Raw genomic sequence first — 13,218 nt, forward strand, 5'->3', positions numbered from 1 at the left:
CCCCTGTTTCTACACAGCAAAATAGCCGTCTTGCTCTTTTACTGTCGTTAATACATGGGCATACATATCCCGTGTTTTCGCGCTCTTTGGACGCTTTGTAAACATTTCGGTACTGCCAATCATTATGAGCAGTTCCCGTGCGCGGGATAATGCAACATTCAGGCGTCGGTAATCTTTCGCAAACCCGATTTCTCCGCGCTCATTGTCATGATTCCGCACCATGCTGACGATAATCACATCCATCTCCATCCCCTGGAATTTATCGACGGATCCTGTACGGATGTGTAAATGCGGTACACTGATTTCCTGTTCGATCAGACGATTAATACGTTTCACCTGCTCCGCGTAGAATGAAATAACGCCAACCGATTTTAATGCGTCTTGTGGAATCAGCCCTTGTGCTTTCGCTTGTCCCGTTGCGGCATTTAATTCAAGAAGCTGCTGTTTAATCTGTTCCAGCTCAGCTAAATTGAATAAACTCGAGCCTTCCTTCATACGCTCTTCAAAATACGGCTTGGCATTCGGAATATCAAGCCATAGTAAATGGTGATTTCGTGTAACCTTTGATGTTTCAAGGAAATGATCGCGTACGGCATCCGAATCCTCTAACCCACACTGCAGCTGTTCGGATTCATTTTCGTAAAACGGTGTGATAGTTGACATAATATTTTTATGCATTCGATATTGAAGGGCGAGCATCGTTTTATTTTGTGACGGCAAATTGTTATAAAGACGCTCAAACAATGATTCTTCCAGTAACTTTTCAAGCTCTCGTTTTTCTTCAAATGTTGTACTTTCTTTCACAACTTGCTCCAATGTCTCTTCAAATGTCGCATCGCCTACAAGCGGAGGCAACTGGTGATGGTCCCCAACTAAAATGATCTTTGCGCCCTTTAACATCGGCAGTAACAGTTCCGGTGGTGTTGCTTTCGAAACTTCATCAATAATCACGACATCAAATGTCGGATAGTTGTCCATAAACTCTTTATTTGCCGATGCAACACAAGTTGTCCCGATCACATTGGCATGTTTCACATACAATTTGCGGATTTCGTCCAAGTCATGGGCATTGGCGTTTTTCAGTAAACCGTGCCATTCGTTTTGAAGTTCTGCCGTCACCGGAAGCAAACTGATTTTCACTTCAAGCATCTCGATCTTTTCTGTAAGAAGCCCGATCTTTTCGTTTACTTCAATGATCGCCTGCTCAGGGTTCAGTTTTGTCAGCTGTTCGAGTTCTGTCCGGCGTTTTTCAAGCTGGACGCCTTCGCTGTTGATCCCTTTAAAGCGAACTGTTAACTGTTCGACAGTCTCAGTACCAAGGGCAATCTGTTCATTTAAAACTGCCAGCTCCTCCGCTTTTTTATCCAGTTGAAGCTCCACTTTTTCACGGTTTTGGCGCTGTGTTTCAGTTTTCATCTGATCCAGTTCATTTGTTGCGAGCAGTTCTTCCAGCTCATCCGTGGAATGGTTCAGCGTAATCGATGGATCAATTTTTTCATTGATCGCATCCATTTGGGATTTTACCGTAGTTGCCTCTTCTTCCAGCTGCTGAAGATGCTGTGCTTTCACATCATTTTGCTCTTTAAACTGAAGAATGATTTCCTCTTTCAGCTTTTCGAAAATAAGCACGGTTTCACGGATCGCATCCATATATTTATTGTTCAGCTGCTCGATATATTGCATGCGCAAATGAATACCCTGAATGGATCGGGTTCCGTTTTGAACATTTACGCGACGGTCCCGAAAAGCGATACTAAGCTTCGTCAAAAACTCCTGAATTTCTTCAAGCGTATAATGATGGCCCATATCCAGCCTGTCCGGTGTTACATGAATACCTAACGCCGTTTCACTGTAATACAATGCCTTTTCCAGACGTTCCTTCACATCTTTAATCGGTTTATACTGCTCCATTTGCGGCTGAATCCGATCAAGCGCTGTAAGTAAACGGTCCATTGCATAGTTCCGGCGAATATTGTATTCACTCATGAACTCCTCAATTTCGTACACTTTTTTCAAAGAGGCAATTTTATCAACGAGCAAATCATACTGTGACGTTTCGTTGGTCTTTTCAATTTTCGTTTTAACAGCATCAAAACGCTGCTGGAATTGATCAAGTTGCGCTTTAAAATGACTTTGTGTAAGTTGCTGCTGGAAGTTTTCTCTCGCTTCTTTTAACTGTTGTGCTTGTTCTGTCAATTGCTCGACAGTCAATCCGTCTTTTACTTGCTGTTCAAAATTTGCAACGGTTTCGGCTACTGTGCTCTGTGATGTCTGCAGTTTCTCCAGCTTTCGTTCATTGTCTTCCAGTTCTTTTTTGCATTCAGTCAATTGTTTTTTTAATGCCAGAATCTTTTCAGCCAGAACATGCAATTCTGCTTTTGCCGCTTCTTTTTGTTCAATTTGAAGTTCAAGCTCTTTTTGTTTCTGTTCAAGCACAGCAATTTCATTTTGAGCCTCATTGATCTCATTATTTAAAAGCTGCTCTTTTCGTTCATGCAGCGAAATTTCATGGCCGATTGCTTCAAATGTCTGCTCCTGCCAATACGTTGCAACATTTTCCTCAATAAACCTTTTCCCTTCTTCTTCGATGCTTTCTGTACGACCGTAACGCAAAATCCGGATATCTTTGTTCGATAAAAGTCGGCTTAACGCATTGTCTACCGCTAAGTTTGATTGCGAAGCAACGAGTGTTTTCAAACCGGCTTTTGCATTTTGATAGCAAATTTCCGAAATTACGGTCGTTTTACCAGTACCGGGCGGACCTTGAATAACATACAGATCTTCGGAACTCATCGCCCCTTCGACTGCCTGCTGCTGGTAAGGATTCAGCCGGTTATGAAAATTAAGAGGAACCGTTTTTCTGCGCTCGGCAATGACCGGCTTATCTTCAAATAGTATCGTTTCGAGGTTCGCATTTGCGGCCAATCCTTCTTTTAAACGTTCAAACCCTTTTAAAAGCCGCTTTAACTGTGATTTCGTCGCAGCATTGGAAAATTCGATGTCTTCCGATTGGAACTGAAGCTCATTTCTCCGCGCCAAATTGCTGTAATATGGTTTTAACGCAATTTCAACGGTATTCTCGTTTCGGCGGATTTTGGCAACATCCCCGATTTCCTGCACATAGCCGCGCAAACGCGCACTTAGGCCATCCAGCTGTTTCCACTGCTTTTTATCGAGGTTGTTGATGCGAACTGTCATATGAGAAAAATCGGCATCAAACGTAACACTTGAAAAACGGGCATGAATATCTTCAATGTCCGCATTTTTGTTTAACACTTTTAAATAGCCTTCCCAGCTGCTGATTCTCTTATTGACATAATCAAAACGTTCCTGTGCAATCGGCAGTTCATCAATGGCCTTTAGAAACGGATCCTGGTATGTATGGCCACTAATACGGGATGCAACGAAGTGGATTTTCATTGTGGCGCGGCGATTTGTGACAACCGGTGTCCCTTTGCCGCGTGTTCGAAAGCTTTTTGCCACAAGACCGTTTTTCCGGTCAAATACACAGTCCATAATGACAACGCGTTCTTCAAATTTATTTTTTAATTTTACGTTTTTATCATTATCGAAAAAGATGCTCAAATGCGTTTGCTCTGCATCGACCGATACTTTTTCAATCGCGACAATGAAATATTGCTGTAAATTAAAAAAGGCGTGTTCATCTGGAACATGCTCCTTCATCGCTTCACGTGCCGTATTCGTCAATAAAATATGACAACGGGTTTGAATATTCGCGATTGTTTTTGGTGCCATGAACACACCTCCCTCATAGATTTTTTATATACAGTTCCGTTTAGTCGTATATGATTATAACAATATTCGTCAGTTCGTTAAAGAAAAAATGCCCTGTTATCAATTTAACAGGACATGTCGATTAACTTTGAATTTTCGCAACTTCCGCATATTTGGCATCCCATGCCGCATCAATCTTTTTCAAAGCGACCGGACGGAAGTTTTCCTTCTTCACTAAAATATGCTGAGATTTCGCTGTTACTGCAACGGTACCGTCTTCATGCAGAATTTCATAGCCGTATGTAGTGCGCAGCTTCGTATGTTCTTCAATCCATGTGCGAACTGTAGCCGTTTGACCATAGCGCATCGCCGCTTTATATTGAATCGAAAAATCCATAACAGGCGACAAATAGCCGTCTTCTTCAAGCTTCGCATAGTTAAATCCTAAATCCTTCACAATTTGCGTACGCCCGATTTCGCACCAAACGAGATAATTGGCATGATAAACGACACCCATCTGATCTGTCTCGGCATAGCGCACTTCTACTGTTGTTTCTGAAATATACATTCTCTTCACCTCTAGAGGTATTATAGCGCTAAAAGGCTTGAGTTGTAAGGGTTCTGAATCAATATTCTATTTTAAACAGGTTAAGTCATTAAGTGGGAATTTTAGAATACGATAATATTATGAATTTGTATAAATAAATTAACTATCCAAATATATATTATTAAACTTTATTAATTGGGGTCCCCCCCATCCCAGCTATCAATCCATATTCAAAATTGCCAAACATCAATCCAATAAAGACTGGTAAAGATGCAGCTATCCCTGCACAAAAGGCTTTTACCCAAGGAAATGGCCTTTTATTCATGCTTATTGCCTGTTTTAAAAGAGATAGGAATTTAGCAGATGCTGACTTATTTATTTCTCTCATAGGATGACTCCTTTTCCATAACGCTTAACTACGTAAAAATATACATGTAACATACTAACAGGTTGTAATATTTTCGAATCTTAATCCCTTCGTAAAGGCTCTATATTTTGACTACTAATAAATAGTAATTACCCATCCAACTCTATATAAACCCATATTTTCATTATATTCCTGGATTGTTATGCACAACTAATTGTCTTTTTATAAGATTCAAGCATAAGTGTAAAATCTGATTGTTGGATTGGGGTTTGTAATGACAGTTAGAAGTAGGTTACTCAAAAAGGTTTTGGGTATAAACAAGTAAAAGCCGGGGAATTTCCCCGGCTTATTTTTATTATCAAAGTAAAAAAGATTTATTAGCAGCAGCAATCGTATTTACTTGAATAAATTTAGTTGTTTTTAAACACCCATTGTTTTAATGAGGGTTGAAGTTTGTGAAGCAAAACACCAACTATTTTCCCAATACCATAGGCAGCAATGAACGTACCTATACCAATAGCGCCAAATGATTGAATAAATAGTAGACAAATCACAAGTGAAAGTACGACATTTAGCATGTCACTAGTAATTTTTGCTTTACTGAATGGCATTTTCCATGTGTTCGCAATGACATGCGTAAGTGAATCATATGGCATCGTCGGTAAATTCGCTGTGAAATATAACAGTAAAGCTAAGGCAACAATTATTAAGCTTATTGCTAAATACACAATAATAAGAACAATTGAAGTTGCTTCAGGTAAGCCTTTTGTTAACCAAATCGTGAAATCCATAAAAAAACCGAATAAAAAGGAAATAATTAATTGTATGAAAAAATTCTTCCAACGTATTTTTTTTAATATTATTGCTTGTAAAACTATAAAAACAAAATTAGCTAATACGGTTGTAATACCAACTGACAAAGGTGTAATTAAAGCAAATGCATAAGGTAAAGAGGTTACAGGAGAAACACCGATACCTGCCAAAATTGAAAATGTAGCACCAAGTGAAAGTAGAAATAAACCAATTATGTAAATGCTAATTCTTTTTGTAATTGTGATTGTATGATTCATATTTCCCCTCCTATAAATAGTATACTCTTTGAAATATTAACTGAAAAATATATAATAAATAATAAAGATATATATTTTATATATGAGGTGGTTAAGTGGATTTACGTCAATTACGCTATTTTAAAGAAATAGTTGATCAGGGAAGCATTTCAAAGGCTGCCGAAGTATTACATATGGCACAGCCACCATTAAGTATGTTATTAAAACAAATTGAAACACGCTACGGTACACCATTAATTAAGCGATATCGTCAAAAATGGGAGATTACTGAAGCTGGACAAATGCTATATAATCATGCAACTCATATGCTTCAGCAAATGGCAATGTTTGACGTGAAAATGGATTATATGATGCAAGGGGAAGTGGGTCAATTACGTGTAGGGGTTTCTTCAAGCTGTATACATTTAATAGGAGATGTCATACGGCAATTTTCTGAAAGCTACCCTAAAGTAGAATTACAAATTTTCAAAGGGGATTCCGAGAAAATAGAACAAATGTTATTTAATAATGAAATAGATATAGCTGTTATTTTAGCACCGGAAAATAGTGAACAGTATGAAGAATTCTCCTTAACACCTAGTCCTTTTGCATTGGCTGTACCAAAGAAATGGTCCAATGAGATTGATCTAGATGTGGTATCGATACAAAACTTAATGAAGTTCCCGTTTATTTCGTTAGAAGCTATGGAAGGGTATTCGATGTTAGAAAATATTATATTTTATCTCAAAGAAAAGAACATTTCCTTAAATATTGTTGCTAAATGTAAAGATATTACGATTGCCCAGTATTTAGTCGCTAAAGAAGTAGGAATCAGTATATTACCTAAAATTCAACTAGGGTATGTGGATGGAATTTATTTTGTTGATTTACCTGAATTAGAAATTGCGATTCAACCGAAATTATTTTATAAGCAAGAAGCGACATTCTCCCCTATTTGCAGGAATTTTATTGCTTTATTTAAATCAAGTAATTAAAAAGGAGATCCTTTAGCTAAGAGTTGGTTGAATGAAAAAGGAATTGCTATTCGCACATCATTAGGCTTTGAAGAACATTAGCTAACAGTTCTCACGCCACCACCGCAATCTATTTTAATGATCTAGATGGTAACTACATTGAGTTGATTACTCCCATTCGACTAGATTTTTCAGAGGATTTCAAGAGGATGACATTGGAAAATGGTTAAAAAGATTAGAATTACAAAAGTTAATTTCTTTTTATCTAAGATGATGCGTTATATCGGCAAAGACTTTTAAAGCATACATAATAAACCAACCGTTCCTGAATAAAAGTTTGTGGGCATAACAAAAATCGGTAAACGTTGTTGTAGCAGCGTTTATCGATTTTATATTAGAATATTGTTTATACGGGATTTTATGCAAATCGCTGAAACGTTACTAAAGCAGCTTTTATAAGATCTGGACATGAGTAATTACACGCCTACACTAGTGACTTTTCTTATTTTAATATCCACAAACTGACTAAGGCCAGTGATATTAAACATTCTTGTCATTCTTTCAGATGGATTTATCAATTTTAGGGAAGTATTTCCTTTAATAACTTTCTTATAGAAGGCAACAAGTAAACCAAGACCACTACTATCCATATAAGTTACTTTTGAAAGATCTAATTCTATAATTAAGCCGTCTGACAAAACAATTAAATCTAGTTCACCTTTTAATATTGGTGCTGTATGACTATCGATTTCACCTTCAATAAATCCATGTATTAAATTTTCAATTTCCCGCTTTTGTAATCTTAAATTCATTTATTTCCCTCCTTAATTCCTAATTATACTTGCCCGCCTTAAGAACTATTAAAACATTTTCATTCACAATAAAAATGCGGAGTCCTTCGTCAAAACCCAACCATTTTTGCATTGAAATACGTAGGAATTTATGCAAAAATCTCTTATAGAAAAGAGCCTGTAAGTTGTTATTTAATTATATCTCCTTGCTGAATAAAATTAGATAATTTTAACTACTTTATAAAGATCATAGACCCTTATTGTTTTTAATCTTTTTGTTTAGGGTTAGTGAATACTACAAACCACTTCCCGCATTACTTTTTAATAAACTTCTTTTATTCAAGAATAAGGCCGGAAAGGAACTTATATATGAGATTTTTATCATTAAAAATAATATTGAAGCTAAAAATTGAATTAAAAAGAAAACATTTGTATAAAAGGGCTAACGATTTAGGTTTCACACATCCTGAAGTAGTTAATTGCAGTCAAGAATTAGATGAATTTCTTAATAAGTATTCTAATATTGCTTCCTAAATAATGGTAACTACATATACCTAAACTATACCGTGTAATGCATTCTCTGACAATTCTATGCAATGCAAAAAAGCCCATAACCTTTTTACAAATTGCGGGCTTTAAATTATTTTTTTTGATTTATATAGATGCTATTTTACGTTTCTAGAAATATCCCTTCCAAAATCATCATAACAAAAGGGATCTTATTCAAGAAAAACCCCCGATTGTTGAATATCATTATCTTCAATTGAATAAGTAAAAAAACAATAACAAATTCTCTACATCATGTTTTTTTGATTTTAGTGTTCCGTTTTTAACAGGTTTAACTGTTTTAATTTTAGTCACAACTCCTTTTGTCATCCCTACCTACATATGATTATCTTTGGTAGCATACGTTGTAATAGAGATTTTAGTGGAGGCATTTTCATGAAAAATAAAAATAAAAGTCAAGATATCAAAACCAATTAGCAATTCAGGCTGCCGAGCTAGCAATTGTTGGTGCAGCCATAACTACTTTAGGAGATACTATTGCAACTATGGCAGCAGTACTTGCATTAGAAGCAGAAAGGCAAGAACAAAAAAATCAAAATGATACAAGTAAAAACGGTAATCAAGATATGCAGAAACAGATTGATTATTTAACCAGCGAAATAGAAAAACTTAAAAAGCAAGTAAATGGTTCGAACTCTCGTAGACTGAAGTAAGCCATATTAATTGGATAATGTTATATAAACATTCATCTTATTCGGTAGCCAATGCTGTAATAACAGCTCCCACCACTTGTATCCAAGCACCGACTGCATTCATTACTTCTCCTTCTTTTGTATCAGTATCCGCAAAAACCTCTATCACAGTCCCAATTAATTGAATGATATTACCGGTATTAGATATTGTTTCTAAAAGAGTTAATTTTCCTTCAGTATTAATGACGATTCCTAACCCTACTACTTGAAGAAGGCTACCCTGCTTTTCTAAAAGTTGACCTGATTGCTCATTTTTAGACAGTATTCCTGCTACAGTAGCTAAATTGCCTATAGCTTGAAGTTGATCGCCAACTTTATTTAATAAGGCGTCCTCGGTCTCTGATACGACCGCACTTCCTCCAGCTTCTAAAATATTCCCAATTAAATTAAAATCGGTTAGTGTTTGTTGAGTAAAAATATTTGAGGGTGTACTCGCTATTGCAGATAGTAATGACCCAATTGCTACAATCCAATTTCCTGCAATGGCAGTAATATTTGAGTTATTTTTATCAATTTTATTTGAGTTACTCTGTTTATTACGTTTATCGGAATAAATCATGTTATCCCATTTATTTAAAGAGTTATTTTGTTTTCCAGAAATATTACGGTGATTTGATTCAAAAGAGTTCATTATTTCTCTCCACCTACTATTCATTAGATAGGCACATCGCTAAATAGCTCGTGATGAGTTCCTTTATTATTTTGATAGGGCATACATCCCTATTCACTTTAAATACATACTCCAATATATGATTTTTTTAATGGGTTAGATGGACCTTTATAATGATATATGTATTTCTTACTGATCATAAGTAGTTCATAAAACACTTTATAAATCAAGTATGGAGAATTTTATTTTATTCATAAAATGTGTAAACAGAATGTTCCTTTGAAGTGGAGATATACTTTATTTTCACAACTCCACAGTTTATTATCCAATTTAACTTTAATGACATATTATGCAAAAGAGCAATACTGTTTTATGTAAAAGGAGGAGATGACTATGAGGATAAACAATTGCAACCAATCCTCTGATTCCACAGAAATATACGCTACTAAATTAGCTTATATTGGCGCATCATTTGCAACATTTGGTCATGATTTACAAGCAACTGCTGCAGGATTAACTTTGGAGATGTCTGACAAATCCAAAAAAAAAGATTCTATAGAATCTGAAAATATGCACAAGCAGATTGATTTTTTAGACGACCTTATTAATAAAATCACACTATTTAGTGAAGATGTAATTAAAACCGTTGAACCTCTCTTAATTGAGGAATTCCAAGACGAAGGTTTGAAGGGAATTGTTAAAGATCATCTGAAAAGAAATTTAGAACACCTTAAAAATTAGATAAATAGATCATAATTTAATTTATTTAAGTTTCTTATTCCTCCCCAAACTGACTATATTTAGCTTCCTTTGGCAATCCCATCATCTGGCCCGATTTAAGGATAAAAGAATAACGAAAATAAAAAAGACGACCGTTGCCTCAACAATGGTCTTATATATGTCATGTATGGGTGACGGTCTATACCTTGCGAAACGCTGGATATTACATCTTAAGAATGTTGTTCAACAATCTGGTCATTGGCTGAAGAAGGCACAATTTCTATTCAAGAATTGTGCCCTATAATGGAATATGAAGGGACTGAATACCATTTAATATTATCGTCAATAAACCTCTTCATTGTATCTGTACATGAACTCTAAGTTTCCAGGTTAGTAATTTTGCCGAAAAGTAATGCATCATAATACTTATCCTCTATAAAATAGTGGTCTTTTAATCGTCCTTCTGATTCATACCCGTTCTTTTCAAGTATCCGTGCAGAGCCCATATTTCTATGCACTACAATAGCATGAAGCTTATGAAGATTAAGTGATTTAAATGCAAAATCACTCATTAATGCAACAATCTCTGTACCATACCCCTTACCCCAATGATGTTTATGCAATACATAACCAATTTCAGCTTTGTTTGCTTCTTGGTCAAAGTTGAAAATTATAGCTGTACCAATAATTGATTGAGTTAATTTTTCAACAATGGAGGAATATAAATGAGTTCCTGCCGACTCACGTTTTAACATTATTTCAATGAAGTGCGAAGTTTCCTCCAAGGTACTCATCAAATTCCAGCCAATAAATCGTGAAACTTCTTGATCTGACGCATAATGATGTATCTCTTGAGCATCCTCTACCCTTAATTCTTTGAAGTAGATTTTTTCACCCTCTAATGAATGAAATAAAACAACCTGCTTCTCCATTTTAACCACCTCTAATTTGCGCTTTGTTAATTAAATCCGATATTAGCGAAAATGTCCTCAATTAAGGTTAATATTTCGCATTCATCTTAGAACATCCTTTCGAGTCTAATTTCCCACTCCATACTGGTATTTCAAGATTATCTTCAGACAGAACAATGACATCTTTCAGATTAATACTTACAGGTATCAAATTCTCATTACCCTCAATAAAGTGCACTGGCATTTATCCAGGTGCACTCCTCTAAAAATCCTGCAGATTCGTTATTTGGCATATCTATATTTTCTATTAATTACGGTAAATCTTGAAGTGTTTGATCTAATACAATTTCAAATACAATAATGCTTCTTTTTAATTTAATTTCCAAATACAGCAATTTTGGAACAGTTTTCCACCAGTGCTTTGGTATACTGATTTTACTGTACGAATTACTTTACAGCTGGGGGAATTTAAATGGACACAAGAGAACCTTTACAGATGATTTTAGAGTTTATTGACGAGAATATCACTGAAAACATTAGTCCGGATATTTTGGCTGCACAAGCTGGCTATTCAACTTGGCATTTCAGTCGAGTATTCCAATGGGGTACCGGATATTCAGTGATGAACTATGTCCGGAACCGCCGCCTTGCGTTTGCTGCACATGAACTTTCATCGGGCAAGCGAATTCTCGATATTTCAATAGAATACGGGTTTGAAACTCACTCTGGATTCAGTAAAGCTTTTCGGCGATTTTACGGCTGTTCACCAGGAACTTACCGTTTACATGCGCACAGTAATCGTCCGTTTCCGCCAAGCCTTTCCTGCACGTACAAATACTTTATCGGAGGAATTGTTATGGAACCTAAATTTGTTACACTGCCTGCTATTAAACTTGCGGGTTATGCCATTAAAACGACTTCAACTGGCGGAGAAAACTCAACTGCCATCCCGGCTTTTTGGGACGACTATATGAGTGGCGGAAGAATGGAACAACTTCATTCGGAAAATTTTATTAAAAAACACGATGAATACGGTGTATGCTTTCCGGAAGACCCGACAACCGGAGAATTTGAATATGTAATCGGGGTCGAACCAAAAGACGGTGCTGAAATTGCTGGTGAATACCATGTTCGTGAAGTACCTCCCGCAACTTATGCTGTTTTTTCAACACCTCCTTCTGATGCCACAAACTTTGTAGCTGCTATTCAAGGCACATGGAATTTTATTTTTAATGAATGGTTCCATAAGTCTGGTTACGAATACGCACCAGGTTGTAATGATTTTGAATTGTACGATGACCGTTGTATGCTTGATGAAGGGAAAATTTGTGATATTTATATTCCGGTAGTTAAGTCATAATAATAAAGTGGTGAAAGTGTAATAATTTGTAGTTAAAAAACATATTTTATAATAAGTGGTCATTTTTGGACTTGAGTGGTCGCTCAGGTCTTTTTTTGTATTCACCAAGGAAAAAGGTTGAAATATTTGGTTCCTTCTCATTAATCGTTATCTATATTGCTTCATACTATATTTTAAAAATGGAGTTGATCTTCCTGGCGATATGGATAGACATATCCACTTCAAAACACCAATTAAAGTTAATGAATAACAATAATCTTATAAAAATTTACCCGATTGCTGTTGGAAAAATATTGACCCCAACACCTTCCGGATCTTATACGATTATCAATAAACAACTTAATCCTCCTGCACCATTCGGAGTGCTTTGGATGGGATTGTCTAAGCCTCATTATGGTATACATGGAACGAATAATCCGGCTTCAATCGGTAAGAATCGCTCACATGGATGTATTAGAATGTTTAATCACGATGTTCTAGAACTATCATCCAGAGCACCCATTGGTACGAAAGTTTTGATTCATAAGTAGATTTGGATTCATGTTAACTTGTAACTGGAGGCATTTTTTAATATAAATCTATCTGAAATAGTTTAAAACTATTATTATTTTGGGAATAACAAAAATAGAAACTTAAAAAGGGGTCATGATCATGAACATTTCAAAATTATTGGGTGCGCCATATGCTAATTTAAAAACAGCCAAAGTATTTGTTAAACCGGGGCAAGTCGTCGTTACATATAATAAAAAAACATACTTTATTGTAAAAAAAGATGTATTTACAAATATTCTGCATCCATTAAACTATAATGCTATTAATTCTTGAGAGATAATGTTATCTCTCTTTTTTATTTGTCTCCACCTGTTTACCAATAACAAACAATATGGATAAATAT

Annotated in this window: 14 protein-coding genes; 7 read left to right on the forward strand and 7 right to left on the reverse strand. The window is 35.8% G+C overall.

Annotated features, from left to right (window positions below; all coding sequences use genetic code 11):
* Positions 1–9: 9 nt before the first annotated feature.
* From ACQKN3_RS05395 to ACQKN3_RS05410, 4 genes are all read right to left on the reverse strand, one after another.
* The gene (locus ACQKN3_RS05395; RefSeq protein ID WP_427709950.1) at positions 10–3,756 is read right to left on the reverse strand and encodes an AAA domain-containing protein; all 3,747 of its coding nucleotides are present in this window, start codon (positions 3,754–3,756) and stop codon (positions 10–12) included.
* Positions 3,757–3,877: 121 nt separating this feature from the next.
* On the reverse strand, positions 3,878–4,303 hold the full coding sequence (locus ACQKN3_RS05400) for an acyl-CoA thioesterase (protein WP_251687993.1): 426 nt from the start codon (positions 4,301–4,303) through the stop codon (positions 3,878–3,880).
* A gap of 160 nt (positions 4,304–4,463) precedes the next feature.
* Positions 4,464–4,670 carry a hypothetical protein gene (locus ACQKN3_RS05405; RefSeq protein WP_427709952.1) on the reverse strand — a complete coding sequence of 69 codons (207 nt, stop codon included), beginning with the start codon at positions 4,668–4,670 and terminating at the stop codon, positions 4,464–4,466.
* Between the two features lie 389 nt (positions 4,671–5,059).
* Complete coding sequence (locus ACQKN3_RS05410; protein ID WP_251687997.1) at positions 5,060–5,719, reverse strand: YczE/YyaS/YitT family protein; 660 nt, start codon at positions 5,717–5,719, stop codon at positions 5,060–5,062.
* Between the two features lie 95 nt (positions 5,720–5,814).
* Between ACQKN3_RS05410 and ACQKN3_RS05415 the strand changes: the two genes are divergently transcribed.
* Positions 5,815–6,693: a LysR family transcriptional regulator gene (locus ACQKN3_RS05415; RefSeq protein WP_427709954.1), complete on the forward strand. Its 879-nt coding sequence runs from the start codon at positions 5,815–5,817 to the stop codon at positions 6,691–6,693.
* Between the two features lie 455 nt (positions 6,694–7,148).
* Here ACQKN3_RS05415 and ACQKN3_RS05420 read toward each other — a convergent pair whose 3' ends face one another.
* Positions 7,149–7,484 carry an STAS domain-containing protein gene (locus tag ACQKN3_RS05420; protein WP_427709956.1) on the reverse strand — a complete coding sequence of 112 codons (336 nt, stop codon included), beginning with the start codon at positions 7,482–7,484 and terminating at the stop codon, positions 7,149–7,151.
* Positions 7,485–7,832: 348 nt separating this feature from the next.
* Here ACQKN3_RS05420 and ACQKN3_RS05425 point away from each other — a divergent pair, with 348 nt between their 5' ends.
* Complete coding sequence (locus ACQKN3_RS05425; protein ID WP_427709957.1) at positions 7,833–7,997, forward strand: aspartyl-phosphate phosphatase Spo0E family protein; 165 nt, start codon at positions 7,833–7,835, stop codon at positions 7,995–7,997.
* 518 nt (positions 7,998–8,515) lie between these two features.
* A complete protein-coding gene (locus ACQKN3_RS05430) occupies positions 8,516–8,683 on the forward strand; it encodes a hypothetical protein (protein WP_427709958.1) in 168 nt (55 codons plus the stop codon).
* Between the two features lie 37 nt (positions 8,684–8,720).
* Here the strand turns inward: ACQKN3_RS05430 and ACQKN3_RS05435 are convergent, their stop codons facing one another.
* A complete protein-coding gene (locus ACQKN3_RS05435) occupies positions 8,721–9,353 on the reverse strand; it encodes a DUF6944 family repetitive protein (protein WP_427709960.1) in 633 nt (210 codons plus the stop codon).
* Positions 9,354–9,725: 372 nt separating this feature from the next.
* Between ACQKN3_RS05435 and ACQKN3_RS05440 the strand changes: the two genes are divergently transcribed.
* The gene (locus ACQKN3_RS05440; protein WP_427709962.1) at positions 9,726–10,073 is read left to right on the forward strand and encodes a hypothetical protein; all 348 of its coding nucleotides are present in this window, start codon (positions 9,726–9,728) and stop codon (positions 10,071–10,073) included.
* 356 nt (positions 10,074–10,429) lie between these two features.
* On the opposite strand, the gene ACQKN3_RS05445 is transcribed toward ACQKN3_RS05440, so the two are convergent.
* Entirely contained in the window at positions 10,430–10,984 is a 555-nt protein-coding gene (locus ACQKN3_RS05445; RefSeq protein WP_427709964.1) for a GNAT family N-acetyltransferase, read from the reverse strand.
* Positions 10,985–11,435: 451 nt separating this feature from the next.
* On the opposite strand from ACQKN3_RS05445, the gene ACQKN3_RS05450 reads away from it, so the two are divergent.
* The 3 genes from ACQKN3_RS05450 to ACQKN3_RS05460 all read left to right on the forward strand — a co-directional run bounded on the left by ACQKN3_RS05450 (position 11,436) and on the right by ACQKN3_RS05460 (position 13,148).
* The gene (locus ACQKN3_RS05450) at positions 11,436–12,323 is read left to right on the forward strand and encodes an effector binding domain-containing protein (RefSeq protein WP_427709966.1); all 888 of its coding nucleotides are present in this window, start codon (positions 11,436–11,438) and stop codon (positions 12,321–12,323) included.
* Between the two features lie 194 nt (positions 12,324–12,517).
* Positions 12,518–12,853, forward strand: a complete 336-nt coding sequence (locus tag ACQKN3_RS05455; RefSeq protein WP_251688010.1) for a L,D-transpeptidase — start codon at positions 12,518–12,520, stop codon at positions 12,851–12,853.
* A gap of 121 nt (positions 12,854–12,974) precedes the next feature.
* Entirely contained in the window at positions 12,975–13,148 is a 174-nt protein-coding gene (locus tag ACQKN3_RS05460) for a hypothetical protein (RefSeq protein ID WP_251688012.1), read from the forward strand.
* Positions 13,149–13,218 lie beyond the last annotated feature (70 nt).

Origin of the sequence: Solibacillus sp. NPDC093137 (assembly GCF_050280445.1) — a bacterium.
Classification (GTDB): Bacteria; Bacillota; Bacilli; order Bacillales_A; family Planococcaceae; genus Solibacillus; species Solibacillus isronensis_B.